Here is a 25,053-nt window from a genome sequence, read left to right on the forward strand (position 1 = left end):
CGCCCTTTTGCCGTTCCGGGTGACCAACAGACATGCGAAAGGGGCCCGGCCCCCCTGTGAGGGAGGCCGGGCCCCTTTCTCGCGCCGGTGGTGGTTACGCCTTGTGCAGGCGGAACACCAGGGACAGGCCCTCGTCCGTGAACGGGGTGCCGTAGCTGTCGTCCGCCTCGCCCTGGGCGAAGTCCGTGGCGAGGACCTCGTCGGCGATCAGGGCCGCGTGCTCGGACAGGGCCGCGATGACCGCCGGGTCGGTCGACGTCCAGCGCAGGGCGATCCGGTCGGCGACGTCCAAACCGCTGTTCTTGCGGGACTCCTGGATCAGCCGGATCGCGTCACGGGCCAGGCCCGCCTGCCGCAACTCCTCGGTGATCTCCAGGTCGAGGGCGACCGTCGCGCCCGAGTCGGAGGCCACGGACCAGCCCTCGCGCGGGGTCTCTGTGATGATCACCTCATCGGGGGCCAGCGTGATGGTCTCGCCGTCCACCTCGACGGACGCCGTGCCCTCGCGCAGCGCCAGGGACAGCGCCGCCGCGTCCGTGTTCGCGACGGCCTTCGCCACGTCCTGGACGCGCTTGCCGAACCGCTTGCCCAGGGCGCGGAAGTTGGCCTTCGCCGTCGTGTCGACCAGCGAGCCGCCGACCTCGCTCAGTGAGGCGAGCCCCTCGACGTTCAGCTCCTCCGTGATCTGCGCGTGCAGTTCGCGGTCCAGGGCGGCGAAGCCCGTGGCCGCGATCAGCGCGCGGGAGAGCGGCTGGCGCGTCTTGACGCCCGACTCCGCGCGCGTGGCCCGGCCCAGCTCCACCAGGCGCCGTACGAGGACCATCTGCTGGGACAGCTCCGGGTCGATGACGGACAGGTCCGCCTCCGGCCACGAGGACAGGTGGACGGACTCCGGGGCGCCCGGGGTCACCGGCACGATCAGGTCCTGCCAGACCCGCTCGGTGATGAACGGGGTCAGCGGGGCCATCAGTTGGGTGACCGTCTCGACGACCTCGTGCAGGGTGCGCAGCGCGGCCTTGTCGCCCTGCCAGAAGCGGCGACGGGAGCGGCGGACGTACCAGTTGGACAGGTCGTCGACGAACGCCGACAGGAGCTTGCCGGCGCGCTGGGTGTCGTAGGACTCCAGAGCCTGCGTCACCTGGTCGGTGAGCGCGTGGAGTTCGGACAGCAGCCAGCGGTCCAGGACCGGGCGGTCGGCCGGGGCCGGGTCCGCCGCGCTCGGCGCCCAGTCGGACGTGCGCGCGTACAGGGCCTGGAAGGCGACCGTGTTCCAGTACGTCAGGAGGGTCTTGCGGACGACCTCCTGGATGGTGCCGTGGCCCACGCGGCGTGCCGCCCACGGGGAGCCGCCCGCCGCCATGAACCACCGCACCGCGTCGGCGCCGTGGCGGTCCATCAGCGGGATCGGGTCCAGGGTGTTGCCCAGGTGCTTGGACATCTTGCGGCCGTCCTCGGCGAGGATGTGGCCGAGGCAGACGACGTTCTCGTACGACGACTTGTCGAAGACCAGGGTGCCGACGGCCATCAGCGTGTAGAACCAGCCGCGGGTCTGGTCGATGGCCTCGGAGATGAACTGCGCCGGGTAACGGGACTCGAAGAGTTCCTTGTTCTTGTGCGGGTAGCCCCACTGCGCGAACGGCATCGAACCCGAGTCGTACCAGGCGTCGATGACCTCCGGCACGCGGGTCGCGGTCTCCGCGCACTGGGGGCACGGGAACGTGACCGCGTCGATGAACGGGCGGTGCGGGTCGAGGCCCGACTGGTCGGTGCCGGTCAGTTCGGTCAGCTCCGCGAGGGAGCCGACGACGGTGAGGTGGTTGTCCTCGCAGCGCCAGATCGGCAGCGGGGTGCCCCAGTAGCGGCTGCGGGACAGCGCCCAGTCGATGTTGTTGTTCAGCCAGTCGCCGTACCGGCCGTGCTTGACGGTGTCCGGGAACCAGTTGGTGTTCTCGTTCTCCTGGAGGAGGCGGTCCTTGACGGCCGTGGTGCGGATGTACCAGGAGGGCTGCGCGTAGTAGAGGAGCGCGGTGTGGCAGCGCCAGCAGTGCGGGTAACTGTGCTCGTACGGCACGTGCTTGAAGAGCAGGCCGCGGTCCTTGAGGTCCTCGGTGAGCTTTTCGTCGGCCTTCTTGAAGAAGACACCGCCCACCAGCGGGACGTCCTCGGCGAACGTGCCGTTCGGACGGACCGGGTTGACCACCGGCAGGCCGTACGCGCGGCAGACCTTGAGGTCCTCCTCACCGAAGGCGGGGGACTGGTGGACCAGACCCGTACCGTCCTCGACCGTCACGTACTCCGCGTTCACGACGTAGTGCGCCGGCTCCGGGAACTCCACGAGCTCGAACGGACGTTGATACGTCCAGCGCTCCATCTCGGCGCCGGTGAAGGTCTCACCGGTGGTCTCCCACCCCTCGCCGAGGGCCTTGGCGAGCAGCGGCTCGGCCACGACGAGCTGCTCCTCGCCGTTCGTCGCGACGACGTAGGTGACCTCGGGGTGGGCGGCGACGGCCGTGTTGGAGACGAGCGTCCAGGGCGTCGTCGTCCAGACCAGGAGTGCGGCGCGGCCGGCCAGCGGACCGGAGGTGAGCGGGAAACGGACGAACACGGAGGGGTCCACGACGGTCTCGTAGCCCTGCGCCAGCTCGTGGTCCGAGAGGCCCGTCTGGTCGCGGGGGCACCAGGGGGCGACGCGGTAGTCCTGGACCAGCAGGCCCTTGTCGAAGATCTCCTTGAGGGACCACCAGACCGACTCGATGTACTCGGGGTCCATCGTGCGGTACGGGTCTTCGAGGTCGGTCCAGTACCCCATGCGGGTCGTGAGCGCCTCGAAGGCGTCGGTGTGCCGGGTCACGGACTCGCGGCACCTGGCGTTGAACTCGGCGATGCCGTACGCCTCGATGTCCTGCTTGTCGGTGAAGCCCAGCTCCTTCTCGACCGCCAGCTCCACCGGGAGGCCGTGGCAGTCCCAGCCGGCCTTGCGGCCCACGTGGTAGCCGCGCATGGTGCGGAAGCGGGGGAAGACGTCCTTGAAGACGCGCGCCTCGATGTGGTGGGCGCCCGGCATGCCGTTGGCCGTGGGCGGGCCCTCGTAGAAGACCCACTCGGGGCGGCCCTCGGACTGGTCCAGGGTCTTGGCGAAGATCTTCTGCTCGCGCCAGAAGTCGAGCACGGCGTGCTCCAGCGCGGGCAGGTCGACCTGGGCGGGCACCTGGCGGTACGTCGGCGTTGTCATCAGCGAGCTTCCTCCGGCGGACTTTCTGCCTTCCGTCCGGAGGGACGAGAGCTACGACTTTCCGTACGCCGTGTGCGGCGCGCTCCCGCGGTACCACCCTCCTTGGCTCCCCGGTGCACCTTGCACACCAGTGAGCCCCCTCATTGGGGTCGCGATACCGGGTCTACCGGCCGCGGCTGGTGTGCTGCGGCTTTCTTCCGGCGGCTCCGGGGTGATCTTCACGTCGCGCTCGCCCCCGGGCTTCCACCGTCCCCGGGTCGCTCTGGGCTGCGTACGCCGCTACTCGTCCCCATCCACGCTTCTCGCTCCGCCCAGTGTACGGGGCCGCACGGACAGCGGCCGACCGGTTTTGCGAGGGCCGCGGCGGGAGGCTTGCGAACACGTTTCATGACTCGAATGGCGCTGAACGCGCGTTCGATGTTCGGGGTGTCGGACTCGGCGGATTACCCGGCGGGGAGCTGGGCACAACGCATGAAGGCTTGCCGCGCGGGGCCAGGGGGGTGGACGAATCGGGCGGCGTGCCCCGTTGCCGCGGGACTCAAGTCGATTTATCGTCCCAGCACGATTCGCGTGCGTGATCACAAAATGTGAAGGGGCCGCGGCCATGGTGGCGAAGAAGACCGCAACGAAGAAGACCGCGGCGAAGAAGGCGGTCGCTACGAAGGCGGCTTCTTCGAAGAAGGCGACCGGGGAAGGGGCCGAGAGACCGGGGGCCGTCAAGAAGGCGGTGGCCGAGGAGACGGTGGCCAAGAAGAGCGCCGCGAAATCCACGGCGACGAAAAAGGCGGCAGCTGCGAAGGTCACGGCCACGAAGACGACCGCCACGAAGGCGACGGCCGTCCCGAAGGCTACGGACACCAAGAAGACGGCCGTGAAGAAAGCGGCCGTGAAGAAGACCGCCCCTGAGAGCACGTCGACGAAGAACAGTCCTACGAAGAGCACCGCCGGCGCGAAAAGCGGTTCCACGAAGAGCACCACGGGCACGAATCGCACTGCGGGAACCAAGAGCACGACCGGCACGAAGAAGAGCGCGGCCAAGAAGGCGAAGGCGGGCGCGGCGCAGGCCGCGGAGCAGACGGGAGCCACGACGGTGGTTGCGAAGAAGACTCCTGGCACGGCCACGGCGGCGAAGACCGCCGTTCCCAAGGCGCGGGTCGCGGTGGTGCCCGGTGAGCTCGCGGTGCGCCCCGGCGAGGCCCCCTGGACGCCGGAGGAGGTCGAGGAGGCCCGCACCGAACTGCAGTCCGAGGCGGCGCGGCTCAGCGAGGAGATCACGTCCACCGAGCAGGCCCTCGCCGGTCTGATGCGGGACTCCGGGGACGGTGCCGGCGACGACCAGGCCGACACCGGCACCAAGAACATCACGCGGGAGAGCGAGATGGCGCTGGCCGCCAACGCGCGCGAGATGCTGATCCAGACCGAGCGTGCCCTGGGGAAGCTGGACGCGGGCACGTACGGCCTGTGCGAGAACTGCGGCAACCCGATCGGCAAGGCCCGCATGCAGGCCTTCCCGCGGGCCACCCTGTGCGTCGAGTGCAAGCAGAAGCAGGAACGCAGGTACTGAAGGCAGGTACTGAAGGTCGGCACCGAACGCCGGTACTGAGGGTGCCGAGAGGTGTGCCGTACCCTCTTCCTCAGTCAGGTACCTAGGTTCGAGGGACTCACGTGGCAGAGGCGGAGCGCATCATCGGTACGCCGGATACCCCAGAGGCGGCGGGGGCCGAGCCGGAGCAGGGCGACACCGCTTCGCCCCCCAGGGGCAGGCGCCGGATCGCCGTGCTGTTCGTGGTGGCCGCCTTCGCGTACACCCTCGACCTGGTCAGCAAGCTGCTCGTGGTGGCCAAGCTGGAGCACCACGCGCCGATCGAGGTCTTCGGGGACTGGCTGGAGTTCCACGCGATCCGCAACCCCGGCGCGGCCTTCGGGTTCGGCGCGGCCTTCACGGTCATCTTCACGATGATCGCCGCCGCCGTGATCGTGGTGATCGCGCGGCTGGCCCGCAAGCTCTACAGCCTGCCGTGGGCCATCGCGCTCGGCATGCTGCTGGGCGGCGCGCTCGGCAACCTCACCGACCGGATCTTCCGTTCGCCCGGCATCTTCCAGGGCGAGGTCGTCGACTTCATCGCGCCCAAGGGCTTCGCCGTCTTCAACCTCGCCGACTCGGCGATCGTGTGCGGCGGCATCCTGATCGTGCTGCTCTCCTTCCGCGGTCTCGACCCGGACGGCACCGTCCACAAGGACTGAGCGCACGGGATCGGGTAAGGCGGTGTCGGACCCGTCCGGCATACTCGACCGAGTGAGCACAGTTCCCGAGATCCGAAACCTGCCCGTGCCCGACGGCCTGGAGGGCGAGCGTGTCGACGCCGCCATCTCCCGCATGTTCGGCTTCTCCCGCACGAAGGCCGCCGAGCTGGCCTCGGCGGGGAAGGTCACGGTCGACGGCTCGGTGGTCGGGAAGTCCGAGCGGGTGCACGGCGGGGCCTGGCTGGAGGTCGAGATGCCGCAGGCGCCCGCGCCCGTGCAGATCGTCGCCGAGCCGGTCGAGGGCATGGAGATCGTCTACGACGACGATGACGTGATCGTGATCGTCAAGCCGGTCGGCGTCGCCGCCCACCCCAGCCCCGGCTGGACCGGGACGACCGTCATCGGTGGGCTCGCCGCCGCCGGGTACCGCATCTCGACGTCCGGTGCCGCCGAGCGCCAGGGCATCGTGCACCGCCTCGACGTCGGCACGTCCGGCCTGATGGTGGTCGCCAAGTCGGAGCGCGCGTACACCTCGCTCAAGCGCCAGTTCAAGGAGCGCACGGTCGACAAGCGCTACCACACGCTGGTCCAGGGCCACCCCGACCCGACCAGCGGCACCATCGACGCCCCCATCGGCCGCCACCCGAACCACGACTACAAGTGGGCGGTCACCGCCGAGGGCAAGCCGTCCGTCACGCACTACGACCTCATCGAGGCGTTCCGCGCGGCCTCCCTGCTCGACGTGAAGCTGGAGACCGGCCGCACCCACCAGATCCGCGTGCACATGGCCGCCCACCGCCACCCGTGCGTGGGCGACCTGACCTACGGCGCCGACCCCACGCTCGCCAAGCGGCTGCGCCTGACCCGCCAGTGGCTGCACGCCGTCCGGCTCGGGTTCGAGCACCCCGCCGACGGCCAGTGGGTCGAGTTCGAGAGCGGCTACCCGGACGACCTCCAGCAGGCCCTGGACCTGGTGCGCGAGGAGACGTACGCGTGAGTGCCGTGCCGAAGGCGTCGTACGCCGTGCGCGTCGCCGAGGATCCGGCCGACCGTGAGGCCTGCTTCGCGGTGCGCAAGGAGGTCTTCGTCGTCGAGCAGGGCGTGCCGCAAGAGCTTGAGTACGACGCGTACGACGCCGTAGCGACGCATGTGCTCGCCGTGCGGGAGGACGGGACGCCGCTGGGTACTGGGCGGCTGTTGTACGGCGAGGCGGCTGCGGCGAAGACCGACGGCGACCTGACCGTGGGTTCCCTGGGGCGGCTGGCCGTCACCGAGGACGCGCGTGGGCTCGGGGTCGGGGTCGCGCTGGTGCGGGCGATCGAAGACGCGGCACGCGCGCGTGGGCTGGCCGCGGTGGACCTGCACGCTCAGACGCACGCCCTCGGGTTCTATGAACGGCTCGGCTACGAGGCGTACGGCCCGGAGTTCCCGGACGCGGGCATTCCGCACCGGGCGATGCGGCGCGCGCTGTAACCGGTTTCTCCAACCGAGGGGCGTCGAAAGAGCTGGTGGGGCAGGTGGCGTGGCAGGCTTGAGCGTCCGCTGTGTGAACGCCGAGAGCCCGCCGGAGCCCTGACCGTGGATCAATTGGCCCTGCTTTTCGTCCTGTTGCTCGGGGCTGTGGTGAGCGTCCCGCTGGGGGACCGGTTCGGTCTGCCGGCGCCGGTGCTCATGACCCTCCTCGGGATAGTCCTCGCGGTCGCCGACTTCGTGCCGAACGTGAACGTCCCGCCCGACCTGATCCTGCCCCTGCTGCTGCCACCCCTGCTGTACGCGGCCGTACGGCGCACCTCCTGGCGGCAGTTCACAGCCAACATCCGCCCCATCTTCCTGCTGGCCGTCGCGCTGGTCTTCGTCACCACCCTCGCCGTGGCCGCCGTCGCGAGCGCGATCGTGCCGGGCCTGCCGATCGCCGCCGCCGTGGCGCTCGGCGCGCTCGTCGCACCGCCCGACCCGGTCGCCGCGACCGCCGTCGCGGGGCAACTCGGGCTGCCGCGGCGGCTGGTGTCGATCCTGGAGGGCGAGGGCCTCTTCAACGACGTCACGGCCATCGTGCTGTACCACGTGGCGATCGCCGCCGTCGTCAGCGGGAGCTTCAACCCCTGGCGCGCGGGCCTCGACTTCGTGCTGTCCGCCGTCGTCGCCGTCGCGGTCGGACTGGCCCTCGGGTGGGCCGCGAACAAGCTGATGTCGGTGCTCGACGACGCCACCCTGCAGATCGGTCTGACGCTCCTGGTGCCGTTCGCGTCGTACGTCCTGGCCGACGAACTGCACGGCTCCGGGGTGCTCGCCGTGCTCACCACCGCGTTGTTCCTGGCCGAGTACGCCCTCGGCGCCGACGACGTCCTGACCCGGCTCGCCGGGGCGACGGTGTGGGACGTGGTGGACACGCTGGTCACCGGGGTCGCCTTCGGGCTCATCGGGCTCGAACTGCACAACGCGATCCGTACGGCGTCCGGGCGCTGGGGCGAGATGCTCGGCTGGGCCGCCGCGATCGTCGGCGTCGTCGTGGTCGTACGGCTGGCGTGGCTGCTGCCGGCGACCTGGCTGACCAAACGGCTGCACGCCAAGCGGGACTACGACGAGGAGATCCCGACCTCCTGGCGGGAGACCGTGATCATGTGGTGGGCGGGGATGCGGGGGGTGGCCTCCGTCGCCCTGGCGCTGGCGATCCCGCTGAAGATGGACGACGGGTCGGCGTTTCCCGACCGCGACGAGATCGTGTTCATCGCCTTCGGAGTGATCATGGCGACGCTGGTGCTCCAGGGGCTCACGCTGCCGTGGCTGGTGAAACGGCTCGGGGTACGGGCCGACACCGACAGCGAGAAGGCGTTCGAGAAGGAGCTGGCGGTGCGGGCGGCGAAGGCCGCGAAGCGGCGGTTGCGGGAGATCGAGGACGTGGAGGAGTTGTCGGAGGAGGCGTCCGAGCAGTTGTTGCGGCGGGCGTTCGACATCGGGGTGCGGATCAGTCCTGATATCGGGGAGGGGGAGCGGCGTGAGGGGTACGAGAAGCGGGCGCGGCGGGTGAAGCGGATGCGGCGGATCCAGGGGGAGATGATGAGCGCGGCTCGGCATGAGGTGCTGGCGGCGCGGAGTGAGCCGGGGGCGGATCCGGAGATCGTGGACCGGGTGCTTCGGCATCTGGACGTGCGTAGCTTGAGGTGAGATCTCCCACCCACGCACCGCCCGTTTACTGGCGATTGAGGGGTGGACGTCTCCCGTGGGGGCTGAGCGCCGTCGGCGACCGCGGGTCGAATTGCCTCGTGCACGGCCACCACTTTTTTGTACGCTCGCACCATGGCTCGCAACGTTGTGATCAGTGGTGGTGGTACGGGAATTGGGCTCGCCGCGGCGCATGCCTTCGCGGCCGGCGGGGATCGGGTGCTGTTGCTCGGGCGGCGGCGTGAGGTGTTGGAGAAGGCAGGGGTGCCGGGGGCGTTGACGTACGCCGGGGACTTGAGTGAGCCCGAAGTGGTGCGGGGCGTCGGGCAGTTCGTCGCCGAGGAGTTCGGCACCGTGGATGTGCTGGTGCACAGCGCGGGCGGTACCGGGGCGTTGGAGCCGGGGAGCACGAGCGGTGATCCGCTGGACCGCGTCGCGCACGACTGGACCGTCAACTTCCGCATCAACACCCTGAGCGCCGCGCTCCTCACCGAGGCCCTGAAGGCGCGGCTCGCGGAACCGGGTGGGCGGGTGCTGTTCGTCAGTTCCATTGCCGCGTACCGGGGTTCGGGGAGCGGGGCGTACGGCGGTGCCAAGGCCGCGTTGCACCCGTACGCCCATGATCTGGCCCGGGATCTCGGCCCGCGCGGCATCACCGTGAACGTGGTCGCGCCCGGGTACATCGAGGACACGGAGTTCTTCGGCCCGCAGATCGATGCCGCTCGGCGTGAGCGGCTCATCAACGACACGTCGACTGGGCGGGCCGGTACCCCTGGGGACGTCGCCGCGACCTTGCACTGGCTCGCGTCCCCGGCGGCCGGACACGTCACTTCGCAGGTTATTCAGGTCAATGGAGGGGCTGAGCGGGGGCGTTGAGGCGCTCGCAGCCGCTTGGCCCCGGCTTGGAACCGGTCGTTCGTGGGCGAGGGAGGGGCTCTCGCCCGGCACGGGTGCTGCGACCCTGGACCGGCTGGTCTCGCCAGCCGCCAGCCCGCCGGGCGCGTGACCTAGCAGGTGGTCCAGGTCAACGTCGGTGCCGAGCGGGGGCGTTGAGGCGTCCCGTGTCGATCAGTCGCAGGCGAAGTCGCAGCGGGTTCCCGGTCGCCGCGCAGGTTTCCCAGGCCAACGGCGCTGCCGAGCACGGACGTTGAGGCCCCCGGAGCCGCCCCGCAGCCCGCAGCCCTGGTACCCCCGCCCCGCCCTCAACCCCGGTTCGGCCCCGGCGGCTCATGAGCCGGGCGAGTAGCGCCCCCGTTGGGCGACGGGTCCTCGCCCGGTACCGGTGCCGCGTCCGCCGTGTTGACGCGGGGGAGGGCGTACGGATGCTCCACGTACAGCCAGCGGATCATCTGCTCGCGGACTGTGACCCGTACCGTCCAGATGTCGTCCGCGTCCTTCGCCGTGACCAGGGCCCGGACCTCCATGGTGTTCGGGGTGGTGTCGGTGACGACCAGGCCGTAGCTGCGGCCGTCCCAGGCGGGGCAGGCGCGGAGGATCTCGCGGAGTTGCGTGCGCATCGCGTCCACGGGGGCCGAGTGGTCGACCTGGAAGTAGACGATGCCGGTCATCTGCGGGGTGCCGCGGGACCAGTTCTCGAACGGCTTGGACGTGAAGTACGACACCGGCATGGTGATCCGGCGCTCGTCCCAGGTCCGTACCGTCAGGAAGGTCAGCGTGATCTCCTCGACCGTGCCCCACTCGCCGTCCACCACCACCGTGTCGCCGATGCGCACCATGTCGCCGAAGGCGATCTGCAGTCCCGCGAAGAGGTTGGCGAGTGTCGACTGGGCCGCGACACCGGCGACGATGCCCAGGACGCCCGCCGAGGCCAGCAGGGACGCACCGGCCGCGCGCATCGCCGGGAACGTCAGCAGCATCGCTGCGACCGCCACCACACCGACGATCGCGGCCACCACCCGCGTGATCAGCGTCACCTGGGTCCGGACCCTGCGGACCCGGGCCGGGTCACGGGAGGCGCGGGCGTAGCGCGCGTACGAGGACTCCACGATCGCCGCCGCGACCCGGATCATCAGCCACGCGGTGGCGCCGATCAGCACCAGGGTGAGGGTCTGGCCGATGCCGATCCGGTGTTCCTCCAGGAGCTGGGCCTGGTCGTAGGAGCCTCTGAGGAAGGCCGCGCAGAGCACCAGCTGGTACGGCACTCGGCCTCGGCGCAGCAGGCCCCACAGCGTGGTGTCGTCGTGCCGGGCGTCCGCCTTGCGCAACAGCAGGTCGGTGACCCAGCCGATGAGCAGTGTGAGGACGACGGAGCCGCCGATGACGATCAGCGGGCGCAGTACGTTCTCCATGTGTCCGACCGTACTGGCACGATGGCTTCATGAACATCATGCTCTTCCACTCGACGTACGGTCTCCGGCCGGCGGTGCGCGACGCCGCCGAGCGGCTGCGCGCGGCGGGCCACGAGGTGTGGACGCCGGACCTCTTCGAGGGGCATACGTTCGAGACGGTCGAGGAAGGCATGGCCTTCAATGACGGGATCGGGAAGGACGAGGTGCTGAAGCGGGCTGTGCTCGCCGCCGCCCCTTATTCGCAGCGCGGGCTTGTCTACGCCGGGTTCTCGCTCGGGGCCTCCGTGGCCCAGACCCTGGCCCTCGGGGACGAGAAGGCACTTGGGCTGCTGCTCCTGCACGGCACCTCGGACATCGCGGCCAACGCCTCCGTCGACGACCTGCCGGTGCAACTGCACGTCGCCGAGCCCGACCAGTTCGAGACCGACGACTGGCTCAGCTCCTGGTATCTCCAGATGGGCAAGGCAGGCGCCGACGTCGAGATCTACCGGTACGCCGGGGCCGGTCACCTGTACACCGACCCCGGCCTCCCGGACTACGACGAGGAGGCCGCCGAGGCCACCTGGCGGGTGGCGCTCGGCTTCCTCGACAGCCTGTAGCGGCTGCCTACCGGGTCAGCACTTCTTGGGCGGGTTGACCAGCGACTGGAAGTGCCCGGACCACACCCAGGACGTCGGCTGGGCGTCGTAGATCCTGTACCACATCGCCCCCGAAGGGGTGTTGGTGGTCGAGCACTGGATCCGCAGGGTCGTGCCGGCCGGCTCCGTGCGGTACCTCGTCGACGAGGACGTCGGCTGGGCATATATGGGAGAGCTCTCGGCCGTCACCAGGTTGACGAACGCCGGTGCCGCCGCGGCCGAGCTTTCCAGGGCCTGGGCGGAGGTCGAGGTGAGCCCGGCGAAGGCCAGGGCGGCCGTGAGTACTGCGGTCTTCGTCAAAACACCTTGGGGGGTGGCCATTTGACTCCAATCATGGTTGATCTTGACGTGTCGCAATGTACACAGCAGTGTCTAGACCACTTCAACTGCTTTTCGGCTACACGGGGTTGTAGGTCCGCTCGACCTTCTGCGTGCCGCTGCGCGTGCGGTACGACCGCTCCCAGGACGAGGTCGCGGTGGCCGAAGTGCGGTCGGACAGGACGTAGTAGTCCATCTGCGCGCGGTCGGCCGTGATGTCGAGGACGCCGTAGCCGTGGCGGTCCGTGTCGACCCAGTGGACGTGCCGGTTGGCGACCTGGATGAGCGGTGCGGCGAGCGCGGAGACCGTGCCCTCGGGGACCTTCACGAGGTCGTCGAGGTTGTCGGAGGTGACTGAAGTGATCACGAACTCCGTTGCGGCGGACGGCGAGAGCGGGTACGTTCCGGCGTCCACCGGCACGTCGTTGGCCCAGGACATGTGGATGTCGCCGGTGAGGAAGACCGTGTTGCCGATCGCGTTCGAGCGCAGATGGGCGAGGAGTTCACGGCGGTCGTCGGTGTAGCCGTCCCACTGGTCGGTGTTGACGCCTATGCCGTCCTGCGGCAGGTCCAGCAGCTTGGCCAGCGGTTTGAGCAGGTCGGCGGTGAGCGAGCCGATGACGAACGGCGCGATCATCACCGAGTTGCCGACCAGCCGCCACTTGGTGTCCGACGCCTTCAACCCGGCCTTCAGCCAGTCGAGTTGGGCGCGGCCCGTGATCGTACGGTCCGGGTCGTCCACCGAACCGCTGCCCGAACTCGCCTGCTGCGAACGGAAGGAGCGCAGGTCGAGGAGGGAGAGGTCCGCCAGCTTGCCGAAGCGCAGACGGCGGTAGGTGGTGCCCGCGATCGCCGGGCGGACCGGCATCCACTCGAAGTACGCCTGTTTCGCGGCCGCTTGACGGGCCGTCCAGGTGCCCTCGGCGCCCTCCGTGTGGTTGACCGCGCCGCCCGACCAGGCGTTGTCCGCGAACTCGTGGTCGTCCCAGATCGCGATGACCGGCGCCTTGAGGTGCAGCGCCTGGAGGTCGGGGTCGGTCTTGTACTTGCCGTGCCGGGTGCGGTAGTCGGCGAGCGTGATGATCTCGTTCAGGGGCGCGTGCGGCCGTACGACCGTGCCGCGCGTCCCGTACTCGCCGGACTTGTACTCGTAGATGTAGTCCCCGAGATGCAGCCACGCGTCGAGGTCGTTGCGGGCCGCGAGATGGCGGTACGACGAGAAGTAGCCGGCCTCCCAGTTGGCGCAGGTGACGACGCCGAAGCGCAGGCCGGACACGTTGGCGTCCGCCGCCGGCGCGGTGCGGGTGCGCGCCGCCGGGGACTCGGTGCCGCCGGCCGAGAAGCGGAACCAGTAGTCGGTGGCCGGTGCCAGGCCGCGGATGTCGGCCTTCACGGTGTGGTCGGAGGCGGCCGTCGCGGTGAGGGAGCCCTTGGACACGATGGTGGTGAACGCCTTGTCGGTGGCGACGGTCCAGCTCACCTCGGTGTCCGGGCCGAGCCCGGAACCGGGGACCGCCTCGGTGGTGGGCGTCACCCGCGTCCACAGCAGGACGCCGTCGGGGAGCGGGTCCCCGGAGGCGACCCCGTGCAGGAAGGCCGGGGCCTCGGTGGCGGCCCCGGCGGGCAGCGCGGCGACGAGCGGGGCTGCGAGGACGGCGGTGGCGGCCGCGGCCTTGACGACCGTACGGCGGCGCGGGGAGGGCGGGTTGACGCCCTCGGGTGCTCTGTATCGACTGGTCACGAGCGATTAGGTTACTGACCGGTATTAACAAGAGCGGGCGAACTCGTAAAAGTTCGCCCGCTCTTCCACCAGCCGTTGTCTCAGCCCTTGAGGGCCGCGTCCACCACCTTGTTGAAGTCGACCACCGTCATGGGCGCGTTGCCCGCGGTGTCGGCGGTGAGCTTCTTGCCGTCCATGACGAAGCTCGGGGTGCCGGTCACGCCGTCCTTGTTGTTGTCGAAGGTCTTCGACATGGCCATCGCCCAGGCGTCGTACGTGCCCTTCTTGACGGCGGTCTGGAACTTCGTGTTGCCCTTCAGCGCGGAGACCGTGTTCGCGACCTTGATCAGGTAGCTGTCGTCCTTGAACTTGTCGGTCGTCTCGTCCGGGTGGTACTTCGTCGAGTACAGCGCGGTCTTGTACTCCAGGAACGCGGTGGGGCTGACGTTCAGCGCGGCGCCCAGGGCGCTCAGCGCGTTCTTGGAGCCCACGCCGTTGTCCTTGTTGTCGATGAACGTGCCACCGATGTACTGGATCTTGAACTTACCGTCGTCGATGTCCTTCACGACGGTCGAGCCGACCGTCTGCTCGAACTGGGCGCAGACGGGGCAGCGCGGGTCCTCGTACTCCTTGAGGGTCTTCTTGGCCGTGGACTTGCCGATGACGACCGTCGTGCCCTTGGTGCCCGAGGTGTTGGCCGGGGCCGTGACCTTGGCGTCCTTCAGGCCCTCCCAGTAGCTGGGCTTGTTGTTCTGCACGACGGCGTAACCTATGCCGCCGGCTATCGCCAGGACGCCGACGACCGAACCGGCCACGATGATCTGCCGCTTGACCTTGGCACGCTTGGCCTCGCGCTCGCGCTCGGCACGCAGCCGCTCACGGGCCGCCGTCTTCGCCGCCGCGCTGTTCCGCTTGCTCATGTTGGTGATCTCCATATGGGACGCGTACACGTCGTACGCGGAATACGTGTGGGGGACTTATGTGTGCTCAGGTACCTGTGGGGTGTTCAGACCGCGAGGAGGACCGAGCACGGCGGTCCACGCCGTCCCAGGGAGTGCACCAGCAGCCGCTCACGGGCGGTGGCGATGCGGTGCGTGGCGCGCGGCAGCCGGCGGACCGCCGAGGTGCGCCGGCCCGACACCGCGGTCACGGCGAGGAGCAGCGGGCGGAAGCCCAGCGCCGTCGCCGCGCGCAGCAGTTCGGTCAGCGCGCGCTCGCCGCGGCGCAGATAGGCGGCCGCGAGGAGTCCGACGCCGATGTGCGCGCCGAGCAGCAGCCAGGCGGCGGTGGCGTCGGTGTGCGCGAGCAGCGCCGCTGCCTGATGGGGGTCGTCGGTCATCCGGGCCAGCGAGGTGCCCACGCTGCCGCCGCTGCACAGCACGTCCAGGCCGACCGCGCGCAGCGGTCCGGCGACCGGGCCGCCCGCCCTGCCGTAGCAGGCGTGCTGGCCGGTGGTGAACACCGTGTCGGCGGCCAGCTCCAGCGGGATCAGCAGTGCGGCGATCCGGCCGAAGCCGCGCTCGCGGCCGGCCAGCGCGTACGCGATCACGAACACGGTGGCGGCGATCGCCGCCACCGTGCCGAACGGAAGCGGGACCCGGGACAGCAGCACGTGCGACGCGGTGCTGAGCGTCACGACCAGTGCCGTGAACAGCGCCGCGCGTACGGCCCTGAGCTGGATCCCGGATATGTCCATAGCGGAGGTGAGTCTGTCATGTGCTCCGGTAAGGGACCCCTAAAGGGTTCCTGTGAGCGTACGGATGGTTACAGACCCGGAATCCGGCCGTTGCGGAACAGGTCGACGAAGGTCTGGTGGTCGGCACGCGCGCGTGCGCCGTAGCTGTGCGCGAAGTCGACCAGGACGCCCGCGAAGCCGTCCTCGTCGGCCGCGATCGCCGCGTCGATGGCCCGCTCGGTGGAGAACGGCACCAGGGACTCGCCGGACTGGTCGTCGGCCGCCGCGTGCATCGTGGCCGTGGCCCGCCCGAGGTCCGCGACCACGGCGGCGATCTCCTCCGGGTCGTCGATGTCGCTCCAGTCCAGGTCCACCGCGTACGGCGACACCTCGGCGACCAGCTGCCCCGAGCCGTCCAGCTCGGTCCAGCCCAGCCACGGGTCGGCGTGCGCCTGGAGGGCGCGCTGGGAGATCACCGTGCGATGGCCCTCGTGCTGGAAGTAGTCCCGGATCGCCGCGTCCGTGATGTGCCGGGAGACGGCCGGGGTCTGCGCCTGCTTGATGTAGATCACGACGTCGTTCTCCAGGGCGTCGCTGTTGCCCTCCAGGAGGATGTTGTACGACGGCAGCCCGGCCGAGCCGATACCGATGCCGCGGCGGCCCACGACGTCCTTGACCCGGTAGGAGTCGGGGCGGTCCAGGGAGGACTCGGGGAGCGTCTCCAGGTAGCCGTCGAAGGCCGCGAGGACCTTGTAGCGGGTCGCCGCGTCCAGCTCGATGGAGCCGCCGCCCGACGCGAACCGGCGCTCGAAGTCGCGGATCTCCGTCATCGAGTCCAGCAGCTCGAACCGGGTCAACGAACGGGCCGTACGCAGCGCGCCCAGCAGCGGGCCGTCGGCGGTGTCCAGCGTGAACGGCGGCACCTCGTCGCTCTTCGCGCCGGTCGCCAGCGCGTGCACCCGCTCGCGGTACGCGCCCGCGTAGACCTTCACCAGCTCGGTGATCTGCTCGTCACTGAGCGCCTTCGCGTACCCGACGAGCGCGACGGAGGCGGCGAAGCGCTTGAGGTCCCAGGTGAACGGGCCGACGTACGCCTCGTCGAAGTCGTTGACGTTGAAGACCAGACGGCCGTTGGAGTCCATGTACGTGCCGAAGTTCTCGGCGTGCAGGTCGCCGTGGATCCACACGCGCGAGGTGCGGTCGTCCAGGTACGGGCCGCCCCGCTTCTCGGCATCGAGGTCGTGGTAGAAGAGGCACGCCGTACCCCGGTAGAACGCGAACGCCGAGGCTGCCATCTTCCGGAACTTCACGCGGAACGCGGCCGGGTCGGCGGCCAGGAGCTCGCCGAAGGCGGTGTCGAAGACGGCAAGGATCTCCTCGCCGCGGTGCTCGTCGTTGAGCTGCGGAACCGACATCGCTCTGTGCCTCCTGGTACGGGTGGTACGTGACATGTGACGGGTCTGTCGTCACATTCCAACGCTTGAAGGTACGCGGGAGTGCCCGCCCACCCGTCACCCGACCACCGCCCCCCAACGAGACGCTCCGCGTCACAGTACTCATCTCTTATGTCAGTGGCGAGGCATAGGATTCGGTCTCGTCCCCCCAGACCGTCCGCTGCTCTTTGTCGATCGTTTCCCCTGTTATCCCTGGAGGCCAAGCCGTGTCAAAGCCGCCGTTCACGCACTTGCACGTCCACACCCAGTACTCGCTGCTGGACGGTGCCGCGCGGCTGAAGGACATGTTCAACGCGTGCAACGAGATGGGCATGACCCATATCGCGATGTCCGACCACGGCAACCTCCACGGTGCCTACGACTTCTTCCATACGGCGACGAAGGCCGGCGTCACCCCGATCATCGGCATCGAGGCGTACGTCGCCCCCGAGTCGCGGCGCAACAAGCGCAAGATCCAGTGGGGCCAGCCGCACCAGAAGCGCGACGACGTGTCCGGTTCCGGTGGTTACACCCACAAGACGATCTGGGCGGCCAACAAGACGGGCCTGCACAACCTCTTCAAGCTGTCCTCGGACGCGTACGCCGAGGGCTGGCTCCAGAAGTGGCCGCGCATGGACAAGGAGACCATCTCCCAGTGGTCCGAGGGGCTCATCGCCTCCACCGGCTGCCCCTCGGGCGAGCTGCAGACCCGGCTGCGCCTGGGCCAGGAGGAAGAGGCCCTGAAGGCGGCGGCCGAGTACCAGGACATCTTCGGCAAGGACCGCTACTTCCTGGAGCTGATGGACCACGGCATCGAGATCGAGCGCCGGGTCCGTGACGGCCTGCTCGACATCGGCCGCAAGCTCGGCATCCCGCCCCTGGTGACGAACGACTCGCACTACACGTACGCGCACGAGGCGACCGCCCACGACGCCCTGCTGTGCATTCAGACCGGCAAGAACCTCTCCGACCCGGACCGCTTCCGGTTCGACGGCACCGGCTACTACCTGAAGTCGACGGACGAGATGTACGCCGTGGACTCCTCGGACGCCTGGCAGGAGGGCTGCCGCAACACCCTCCTGGTCGCCGAACAGATCGACACCACCGGCATGTTCGAGGCGAAGAACCTCATGCCGAAGTTTGACATCCCGGACGGCTATACAGAGGTCACCTGGTTCAAGGAGGAGGTGCGCCTCGGCATGGAGCGCCGCTTCCCGGGCGGCGTCCCCGAGGACCGTCAGAAGCAGGTCGAGTACGAGCTGGACGTCATCATCCAGATGGGGTTCCCCGGCTACTTCCTCGTGGTCGCCGACTTCATCATGTGGGCGAAGAACAACGGCATCGCGGTGGGGCCAGGGCGTGGTTCCGCGGCCGGCTCGATCGTCGCGTACGCCATGGGCATCACCGACCTCGACCCCATCCCGCACGGCCTGATCTTCGAGCGGTTCCTCAACCCCGAGCGCGTCTCCATGCCCGACGTCGACATCGACTTCGACGAGCGCAGGCGCGTCGAGGTGATCAGGTACGTGACCGAGAAGTACGGCGCCGACAAGGTCGCCATGATCGGCACCTACGGCAAGATCAAGGCCAAGAACGCGATCAAGGACTCCGCGCGCGTGCTGGGCTACCCGTACGCCATGGGCGACCGCCTCACCAAGGCGATGCCCGCCGACGTCCTCGGCAAGGGCATCGACCTCTCCGGCATCACCGACCCCAAGCACCCGCGCTACGGCGAGGCGGGCGAGATCCGCGGGATGTACGAGAACGAGCCGGACGTCAAGAAGGTCATCGACACCGCCAAGGGCGTCGAGGGCCTGGTCCGGCAGATGGGCGTGCACGCCGCCGGCGTCATCATGTCCAGCGAGCCCATCGTCGACCACGCCCCGATCTGGGTGCGGCACACGGACGGAGTGACCATCACACAGTGGGACTACCCGCAGTGCGAGTCGCTCGGCCTGATCAAGATGGACTTCCTGGGGCTGCGCAACCTCACGATCATGGACGACGCCGTGAAGATGGTGAAGTCCAACAAGGGCATCGACCTGGAGATGCTCGCCCTCCCGCTGGACGACCCCAAGACGTACGAACTGCTGTGCCGCGGCGACACGTTGGGCGTGTTCCAGTTCGACGGCGGCCCGATGCGTTCACTGCTGCGCCAGATGCAGCCCGACAACTTCGAGGACATCTCCGCCGTCTCGGCCCTGTACCGCCCCGGCCCGATGGGCATGAACTCGCACATCAACTACGCCGAGCGCAAGAACAAGCGCCAGGAGATCACCCCGATCCACAAGGAGCTGGAGGAGCCTCTTGAGGAGGTCCTCGCGGTGACCTACGGCCTGATCGTGTACCAGGAGCAGGTGCAGAAGGCCGCCCAGATCGTCGCCGGTTACTCGCTCGGCGAGGCCGACATCCTGCGCCGCGTGATGGGCAAGAAGAAGCCCGAGGAACTGGCGAAGAACTTCACCATCTACCAGGCGGGCGCCCGGAAGAACGGCTACAGCGACGAGGCGATCCAGGGCCTGTGGGACGTCCTGGTCCCCTTCGCCGGCTACGCGTTCAACAAGGCGCACTCCGCCGCGTACGGCCTGGTCTCGTACTGGACCGCCTACCTCAAGGCCAACTACCCGGCCGAGTACATGGCGGCGCTCCTCACCTCGGTCAAGGACGACAAGGACAAGTCCGCGATCTACCTGAACGAGTGCCGGCGCATGAAGATCAAGGTGCTCCCGCCGAACGTGAACGAGTCGGTGCACAACTTCGCCGCCCAGGGCGACGACGTGATCCTCTTCGGCCTGGAGGCCGTGCGCAACGTCGGCACGAACGTCGTCGACTCGATCATCAGGTCCCGCAAGGCGAAGGGGAAGTACGGCTCCTTCCCCGACTACCTGGACAAGGTCGAGGCCGCCGCCTGCAACAAGCGGACCACCGAATCCCTCATCAAGGCCGGTGCGTTCGACACCCTGGGGCACACCCGCAAGGGCCTCACCGCGCACTTCGAGCCGATGATCGACAACGTGGTGGCGGTCAAGCGCAAGGAGGCCGAGGGCCAGTTCGACCTCTTCGGCGGCATGGGCGAGGAGGACACCAGCGAGCCCGGCTTCGGACTCGACGTGGAGTTCACCACCGACGAGTGGGAGAAGACCTATCTCCTCGCCCAGGAGCGGGAGATGCTCGGTCTGTACGTCTCCGACCACCCGCTCTTCGGCCTGGAGCACGTACTGTCCGACAAGGCCGACGCGGGCATCGCCCAGCTCACCGGAGGTGAGCACGGGGACGGCGCGGTCGTCACCATCGGCGGCATCATCTCGGGCCTCCAGCGCAAGATGACCAAGCAGGGCAACGCGTGGGCCATCGCCACCGTGGAGGACCTCGCGGGCTCGATCGAGTGCATGTTCTTCCCGGCGACCTACCAGCTGGTGTCGACCCAACTCGTCGAGGACACCATCGTGTTCGTCAAGGGCCGCCTCGACAAGCGCGAGGACGTGCCCCGTCTGGTCGCGATGGAGATGCAGGTCCCGGACGTGTCGAACGCGGGCACCAACGCGCCCGTGATCCTCACCATCCCGGCGACCAGGGTCACCCCGCCGATGATCAGCAGGCTCGGTGAGATCCTCAGCCACCACCGGGGCGACAGCGAGGTCCGCATCAAGCTCCAGGGCCCGACCAAGACCACCGTCCTGCGCCTGGACCGGCACCGGGTGAAGCCCGACCCGGCCCTGTTCGGCGACTTGAAGGTGCTGCTCGGCCCGGCCTGCCTGGCCGGCTGAGCAAGCGACACAGAGAAGTAGAGAAGTACCGAGGGGCGCATCCGTCGACAGATGCGCCCCTCAGTCGTTCAACAACCCTTGAAACAGGCTTCAGTTGTGGCCGAAGCGCTTCTCCCGACCCTTGCGGGCCATGTCGCTCGGAGTCGCCTGGGATATGCGCTGTTCGGCCTGGTCCTGCATCGAGGACGACTTGGCCTGCTCCTCGGCGCGCTCGGACTGCGGCTGCTTGCGGTCACGGTGCTTGTTCTTGGCCATGGTGATCTGCCTCCTGAGGGGGATCTAGGGGCCAGGGCCGCGACCAGATTCACATAGGCTGACGAAGAACGCATTTCGGATAATTACCGTGTGTGACATGGTTGATACGAGAGAGAAGCCCCGAAACGCCACGCCGAAGATCGAGTTCGGGCCGTTAACCCCTGCGCGGTCGGGCAGACTCGAAGCAAGCCCGAAGCAAACCGACCGGGAAGAGGGTGAGTCGCGTGGACCGCTGCATCGTCCTGGTGGACGCCGGGTATCTGCTGGGGGCGGCGGCCAGTCTCCTCGCCGGAGAGCCCTCGCGTTCCCGTATCACCGTCGATCACGCCGCCCTCATCCAGGGTTTGCGCGAGCGAGCCGAGTCCGACACGGAACGACCGCTGCTGCGCATCTACTGGTTCGACGGCGCCCCCGACCGCGTCCCGCAGCCCGAGCACCGCAGGCTGCGCGTGATGCCCCGGGTCACCGTCCGCCTCGGCGCCCTGACCCGCAGCGACGGCCGCTGGGCACAGAAGGGCGTCGACGCCGCCATGCACGCCGAGCTGACCGAGCTGGCCCGCAACCGCGCCTGCTCCGACGTCGTGCTCGTCACCGGCGACGGGGACCTGCTGCCCGGCATGATGGCCGCCAAGGAGCACGGCGTCGCCGTACACCTGTGGGCCGTACAGGCCGCGGACGGGGACTACAACCAGTCCGAGGACCTGGTCGCCGAGGCCGACGAGCGGCGGGTGCTCGACCGGACGTGGATCACCAAGGCCGTACGCGCGAAGGACCTCGGCGGGGTCTGTGCGCCGCAGCCCGTGCCGCGGCCGGAGATCGCCGCGATCCTGTCCGCGCCCTTGCCGGAGTCCGCGCCGGCGGCGCGCGAGCGGCCCGTCGAGGAGGGCGAGCACGCAGCGGCGGAGGCCGGCTCGGAGAACGGCACACAGGAGCGGGTGCCCGCCGCCAAGGGCGTGCCCACCCCGAAGGACCTGGCGAGCCTGAAGGCCCCGGGTGCCGCGGCGCCCGCACAGCATCCCGCGAGCGCGACCCTGCGCTGGTCCTCCGACAAAGGGTGGGTCGACCGGCCGGGCGGCGCCGCCGAGTCGCCCGACATCGCCTCGATGCCGACGCTGGCCCAGCTGACCACCGCCGAGCAGCGCTGGGCCGACCGCGAGGAGGACATCACCACGGTCGGCGGCGACCCCTTCGAGGTCGGGCAGGTCTTCGCCCGCCGCTGGATGGGCCGACTCGGAGACCAGGGCAGCCACCTGCAGAAACTGTCCGGGATGTACCCGCGCGTCCCGCACCGCATCGACGGCGAACTGCTGCGCTACGCGGCCCGCTTCGGCCTCCTCGCCCACAAGGACGACCAGATCGACGAGCACGACCGGTACGCGATCCGGGCCGGGTTCTGGCGCGAGATCGACGTACGGACGGCGGCCGAGCACGCCCCTGCCGGAGAGTGACGCTCTTTACCGGCGTATTTGTCGTTATGGACCAACCCGAGGGCGGGCGGGGCTCCGCGACCCCGTACCCTCGTCCCTTGTGAGCACGCGCGCGGGACAGGCACTTCGACACGGTGGTGATGTCGTGTGCGCGGTGCGCGGACTCAGCAAGACCTATCCGGCGGTGCGCGGACGACGCGGTGCGCCGGGAACCCCCGAGGTGCGGGCCACCGACGACGTGACCCTCGACATCCGCCGGGGCGAGATCTTCGGGCTCCTCGGGCCGAACGGCGCCGGCAAGTCCACCCTCGTACGCCAGCTGACCGGGCTCATGCGGCCCGACGCCGGCAGCGTCGAGATCCTCGGCCACGACATCGTGCGCCACCCGGAGCGGGCCGCGCGGATCCTCGCCTACCTCGGCCAGGAGTCCTCCGCGCTCGACGAGCTGACCGTGTCACTGGCCGCCGAGACCACCGCCCGGCTGCGCGGCCTGGACCTGCGCGACGCACGGGCCGAACGGGACGCCGTACTCGACGAGTTGGGGCTTACGGCCCTTGCCGGGCGGCCGCTCAAGAAGCTGTCCGGTGGGCAGCGGCGGCTGGCGTGTGTGGCCGCCGCGCTGGTCGGGGAGCGGTCGCTGCTCGTGCTCGACGAGCCGACGACCGGGATGGATCCGGTGGCGCGCAGGGCCGTGTGGTCCGCCGTCGACCGGCGCCGGGCCGAGCGCGGGTCCACCGTGCTGCTCGTCACCCACAACGTCATCGAGGCCGAGACCGTCCTCGACCGGGTCGCCGTCCTCGACCAGGGCAAGGTCATCGCCTGCGACACCCCCGCCGGGCTCAAGGAACAGGTCGCGGGCGAGGTGCGGGTCGAGCTGGTGTGGCGGGAGAAGCCGCCGCTGGACGTCCCCGAGGTCGCCGCACTGCGGGACCGGGCCGTCGAGTCCGGCCGCCGCTGGACGCTGCGGCTGGCCCCCGAGGAGGCCCGGGTGGCCGTCGCCACGGTGACCGGCGGGGCCGCCTTCGCCGCCCTGGACGACTTCACCCTGGCCACGCCCAGCCTGGAGGACGTGTATCTGACGCTGGGCGGGAACGCGCAGGGGCTGGTGAAGGCATGAGTACACGAGCCGTCGTATCCGTATGGGACAGGGCGACTGCCGGCGTCGAGAGGAGCAGCGCGACGTGAGTGTCGTATCCGCCGATGTTCTGCCCAGCGGTCCCCTGGCCGTGCCGGAGGCCGCCGGGACGGGCGCGGCCGAGCTGGGGCCGAAGGCGAGGCTGTGGCCCTCCATGGCCGCCGTGTACCGGGCACAGCTGTCCCGGGCGCGGGTCGCGCGGATCCCGCTGCTGTTCGTGGCGACCTTCCAGTCGGTCGGCATCCTGATCATGATGCGCGGGGTCGTCGACGCCGGGAGCCACGACGCCCAGTTCGTGGTCGCCGGCTCGTCCGTGCTCGTCGTCGCCTACGTCGGGCTGAACCTGCTCGCGCAGTACTTCGGCCAGCTGCGCGGCAGCGGCGGGCTCGACCACTACGCCACCCTGCCGGTGCCGCCCGCGGCCGTGGTGCTGGGTGCGGCGGGGGCGTACGCCTCTTTCACCGTGCCCGGGACCGTGCTGACCGCCGTCTTCGGGTGTGTGCTGTTCGGGCTGCCGATGGGGAACATCTGGATCCTGGCGGCGGTGATCCCGCTCGCCGGGGCCGCGCTCGCCGGGCTCGGAGCGGCCCTGGGGCTGCTTGCGCCTCGCCCTGAACTCGCCACGCTGCTTGGGCAGTTGGGCATGTCCGCAGCTTTGTTGCTGGGTGTGCTGCCTGCCGATCGGATGCCGGACGCGGTGCGGTTCCTGCGGGATCTGGTGCCCTCGACGTACGGCGTGGAGGCGTTCGCGCAGACGTTCGGGGCGCATCCGGACTGGGCGCTCGTCCTCGGTGACCTCGCCGTATGCGCCGGGGTCGGCGTCGTTTCGCTGGCCGTCGCCGCCTGGGCCTACCGTCGGGCTGCCGTCCGGTGACGCGCCGCACAGCCGGGCCTGGCACGATGGCATCGTGACCGCACCGCTGACTCCGCCTCCGCCGCCGCGTGACCAGTCCCCGCACGATCCGTGGCAGCCTCCGGGTGACCCGAGCACCCCGGGTGCCGGATATCCCGTGCACGCCCCGCAGGACGCCTCCTACGGCCAGGACGGGCCCGGGATGAAGACCGAACTGATCGAGGCCGTGGTCGTCACGGTCGCCGTGGCGCTCGGTGGGGTGTTGCTCGGGGTGCTGTGGTGGTGGCTGGCGCCGCATGTGCCGCTGGTCGGGGACGTGGTCGACAAGAGCTGGGTCGTCTACCTCAAGGACTCCGAGGGTGAGCAGGCCGTGGGGGTGGACGGAACGTTCACTCTGCTCGCGGTCGCCTTCGGGGTCGTGAGCGCGCTTGTTGTCTTCTTGCTGCGGCGGCGTGGGGGAGTGCCGCTTGTCGCCGCGCTGGCCTTGGGCGGGCTGCTCGCTTCGTTCCTCGCCTGGCGGCTGGGGATGTGGTTCGGGCCCACGAAGGATGTGCTCGCGCACGCCAAGGCCGTGGGTAAGGGGGTTACGTTCTCCGCGCCGCTGAAGTTGGGGGCGAAGGGGGCGTTGATGGCGTGGTCCGTTGCCGCGCTGGTCGTGCATCTCGGGCTGACCGCGTTGTTCGGGCCTCGGGATCCTGAGCCGGTGTATGCGCAACCGGGGGCGATTCCCGAGGATGGGTACGGGGCTCCGATGGCTTAGGGGTGGGTGGTGTGCGGTGGGTGGTGGGCGCGGCGAGGAGTTTTCGCCCCCGCCGCCCCTACCCGTCCCATCCCTGGGGGCTGCCGCCCCCAGACCCCCGCTTCGGCCTGAACGGCCTCGTCCTC

At 69.5% G+C, this 25,053-nt stretch carries 20 protein-coding genes; 12 read left to right on the plus strand and 8 right to left on the minus strand.

Going from position 1 to position 25,053, the window contains the following annotated elements; genetic code table 11:
• Window positions 1–94: 94 nt before the first annotated feature.
• Window positions 95–3,232, minus strand: coding sequence for an isoleucine--tRNA ligase (ileS, locus tag AB0I69_RS41725; RefSeq protein WP_363101009.1), 3,138 nt, complete (start codon window positions 3,230–3,232; stop codon window positions 95–97).
• Window positions 3,233–3,836: 604 nt separating this feature from the next.
• Between ileS and AB0I69_RS41730 the strand changes: the two genes are divergently transcribed.
• The 6 genes from AB0I69_RS41730 (at window position 3,837) to AB0I69_RS41755 (ending at window position 9,514) form a co-directional block, all read left to right on the plus strand.
• Window positions 3,837–4,796 carry a TraR/DksA family transcriptional regulator gene (locus AB0I69_RS41730; protein WP_363101010.1) on the plus strand — a complete coding sequence of 320 codons (960 nt, stop codon included), beginning with the start codon at window positions 3,837–3,839 and terminating at the stop codon, window positions 4,794–4,796.
• A 101-nt stretch (window positions 4,797–4,897) separates the two neighbouring features.
• Window positions 4,898–5,476 carry a signal peptidase II gene (gene lspA, locus AB0I69_RS41735; RefSeq protein WP_363101011.1) on the plus strand — a complete coding sequence of 193 codons (579 nt, stop codon included), beginning with the start codon at window positions 4,898–4,900 and terminating at the stop codon, window positions 5,474–5,476.
• Between the two features lie 52 nt (window positions 5,477–5,528).
• A complete protein-coding gene (locus tag AB0I69_RS41740) occupies window positions 5,529–6,473 on the plus strand; it encodes an RluA family pseudouridine synthase (RefSeq protein ID WP_026178396.1) in 945 nt (314 codons plus the stop codon).
• A 5-nt stretch (window positions 6,474–6,478) separates the two neighbouring features.
• Entirely contained in the window at window positions 6,479–6,949 is a 471-nt protein-coding gene (locus AB0I69_RS41745) for a GNAT family N-acetyltransferase (RefSeq protein WP_363101032.1), read from the plus strand.
• Between the two features lie 105 nt (window positions 6,950–7,054).
• Window positions 7,055–8,641, plus strand: coding sequence for a Na+/H+ antiporter (locus AB0I69_RS41750; RefSeq protein WP_363101012.1), 1,587 nt, complete (start codon window positions 7,055–7,057; stop codon window positions 8,639–8,641).
• A gap of 132 nt (window positions 8,642–8,773) precedes the next feature.
• The gene (locus AB0I69_RS41755) at window positions 8,774–9,514 is read left to right on the plus strand and encodes an SDR family oxidoreductase (protein ID WP_363101013.1); all 741 of its coding nucleotides are present in this window, start codon (window positions 8,774–8,776) and stop codon (window positions 9,512–9,514) included.
• Between the two features lie 326 nt (window positions 9,515–9,840).
• Here the strand turns inward: AB0I69_RS41755 and AB0I69_RS41760 are convergent, their stop codons facing one another.
• A complete protein-coding gene (locus tag AB0I69_RS41760) occupies window positions 9,841–10,947 on the minus strand; it encodes a mechanosensitive ion channel domain-containing protein (protein ID WP_363101014.1) in 1,107 nt (368 codons plus the stop codon).
• Window positions 10,948–10,976: 29 nt separating this feature from the next.
• Here AB0I69_RS41760 and AB0I69_RS41765 point away from each other — a divergent pair, with 29 nt between their 5' ends.
• The gene (locus AB0I69_RS41765) at window positions 10,977–11,546 is read left to right on the plus strand and encodes a dienelactone hydrolase family protein (protein ID WP_363101015.1); all 570 of its coding nucleotides are present in this window, start codon (window positions 10,977–10,979) and stop codon (window positions 11,544–11,546) included.
• A 15-nt stretch (window positions 11,547–11,561) separates the two neighbouring features.
• Here AB0I69_RS41765 and AB0I69_RS41770 read toward each other — a convergent pair whose 3' ends face one another.
• From AB0I69_RS41770 to AB0I69_RS41790, 5 genes are all read right to left on the minus strand, one after another.
• Complete coding sequence (locus tag AB0I69_RS41770; protein ID WP_363101016.1) at window positions 11,562–11,885, minus strand: hypothetical protein; 324 nt, start codon at window positions 11,883–11,885, stop codon at window positions 11,562–11,564.
• A 97-nt stretch (window positions 11,886–11,982) separates the two neighbouring features.
• Window positions 11,983–13,644: an alkaline phosphatase D family protein gene (locus AB0I69_RS41775; protein ID WP_363101017.1), complete on the minus strand. Its 1,662-nt coding sequence runs from the start codon at window positions 13,642–13,644 to the stop codon at window positions 11,983–11,985.
• 80 nt (window positions 13,645–13,724) lie between these two features.
• Entirely contained in the window at window positions 13,725–14,543 is an 819-nt protein-coding gene (locus AB0I69_RS41780) for a DsbA family protein (protein ID WP_363101018.1), read from the minus strand.
• A gap of 86 nt (window positions 14,544–14,629) precedes the next feature.
• The gene (locus AB0I69_RS41785) at window positions 14,630–15,319 is read right to left on the minus strand and encodes a hypothetical protein (RefSeq protein WP_363101019.1); all 690 of its coding nucleotides are present in this window, start codon (window positions 15,317–15,319) and stop codon (window positions 14,630–14,632) included.
• 68 nt (window positions 15,320–15,387) lie between these two features.
• On the minus strand, window positions 15,388–16,713 hold the full coding sequence (locus tag AB0I69_RS41790) for a DUF2252 domain-containing protein (RefSeq protein ID WP_363101020.1): 1,326 nt from the start codon (window positions 16,711–16,713) through the stop codon (window positions 15,388–15,390).
• Window positions 16,714–16,958: 245 nt separating this feature from the next.
• On the opposite strand from AB0I69_RS41790, the gene dnaE reads away from it, so the two are divergent.
• A complete protein-coding gene (dnaE, locus tag AB0I69_RS41795) occupies window positions 16,959–20,498 on the plus strand; it encodes a DNA polymerase III subunit alpha (protein ID WP_363101021.1) in 3,540 nt (1,179 codons plus the stop codon).
• A gap of 90 nt (window positions 20,499–20,588) precedes the next feature.
• On the opposite strand, the gene AB0I69_RS41800 is transcribed toward dnaE, so the two are convergent.
• The gene (locus AB0I69_RS41800) at window positions 20,589–20,753 is read right to left on the minus strand and encodes a hypothetical protein (protein ID WP_199827393.1); all 165 of its coding nucleotides are present in this window, start codon (window positions 20,751–20,753) and stop codon (window positions 20,589–20,591) included.
• A gap of 224 nt (window positions 20,754–20,977) precedes the next feature.
• Here AB0I69_RS41800 and AB0I69_RS41805 point away from each other — a divergent pair, with 224 nt between their 5' ends.
• From AB0I69_RS41805 to AB0I69_RS41820, 4 genes are all read left to right on the plus strand, one after another.
• Window positions 20,978–22,201 carry an NYN domain-containing protein gene (locus AB0I69_RS41805; RefSeq protein ID WP_363101022.1) on the plus strand — a complete coding sequence of 408 codons (1,224 nt, stop codon included), beginning with the start codon at window positions 20,978–20,980 and terminating at the stop codon, window positions 22,199–22,201.
• Between the two features lie 124 nt (window positions 22,202–22,325).
• Window positions 22,326–23,297: an ABC transporter ATP-binding protein gene (locus AB0I69_RS41810; protein ID WP_363101033.1), complete on the plus strand. Its 972-nt coding sequence runs from the start codon at window positions 22,326–22,328 to the stop codon at window positions 23,295–23,297.
• 64 nt (window positions 23,298–23,361) lie between these two features.
• Window positions 23,362–24,189, plus strand: coding sequence for an ABC transporter permease (locus tag AB0I69_RS41815; protein WP_363101023.1), 828 nt, complete (start codon window positions 23,362–23,364; stop codon window positions 24,187–24,189).
• A gap of 34 nt (window positions 24,190–24,223) precedes the next feature.
• Window positions 24,224–24,928 (plus strand): DUF2567 domain-containing protein, encoded by a 705-nt coding sequence (locus tag AB0I69_RS41820; RefSeq protein WP_363101024.1) that lies wholly within the window; start codon window positions 24,224–24,226, stop codon window positions 24,926–24,928.
• The last annotated feature ends 125 nt before the right edge of the window (window positions 24,929–25,053 follow it).

Origin of the sequence: Streptomyces sp. NPDC050508 (assembly GCF_040655155.1) — a bacterium.
Classification (GTDB): domain Bacteria; phylum Actinomycetota; class Actinomycetes; order Streptomycetales; family Streptomycetaceae; genus Streptomyces.

Bases quoted from the DNA above. Each gene is read 5' to 3' on its own strand.
- AB0I69_RS41800 (WP_199827393.1), bottom strand. From the start codon at position 20,753: ATGGCCAAGAACAAGCACCGTGACCGCAAGCAGCCGCAGTCCGAGCGC.
- AB0I69_RS41780 (WP_363101018.1), bottom strand. From the start codon at position 14,543: ATGAGCAAGCGGAACAGCGCGGCGGCGAAGACGGCGGCCCGTGAGCGG.
- AB0I69_RS41755 (WP_363101013.1), top strand. From the start codon at position 8,774: ATGGCTCGCAACGTTGTGATCAGTGGTGGTGGTACGGGAATTGGGCTC.
- AB0I69_RS41790 (WP_363101020.1), bottom strand. From the start codon at position 16,713: ATGTCGGTTCCGCAGCTCAACGACGAGCACCGCGGCGAGGAGATCCTT.
- ileS (WP_363101009.1), bottom strand. From the start codon at position 3,232: ATGACAACGCCGACGTACCGCCAGGTGCCCGCCCAGGTCGACCTGCCC.
- AB0I69_RS41785 (WP_363101019.1), bottom strand. From the start codon at position 15,319: ATGGACATATCCGGGATCCAGCTCAGGGCCGTACGCGCGGCGCTGTTC.
- AB0I69_RS41765 (WP_363101015.1), top strand. From the start codon at position 10,977: ATGAACATCATGCTCTTCCACTCGACGTACGGTCTCCGGCCGGCGGTG.
- AB0I69_RS41760 (WP_363101014.1), bottom strand. From the start codon at position 10,947: ATGGAGAACGTACTGCGCCCGCTGATCGTCATCGGCGGCTCCGTCGTC.
- AB0I69_RS41730 (WP_363101010.1), top strand. From the start codon at position 3,837: ATGGTGGCGAAGAAGACCGCAACGAAGAAGACCGCGGCGAAGAAGGCG.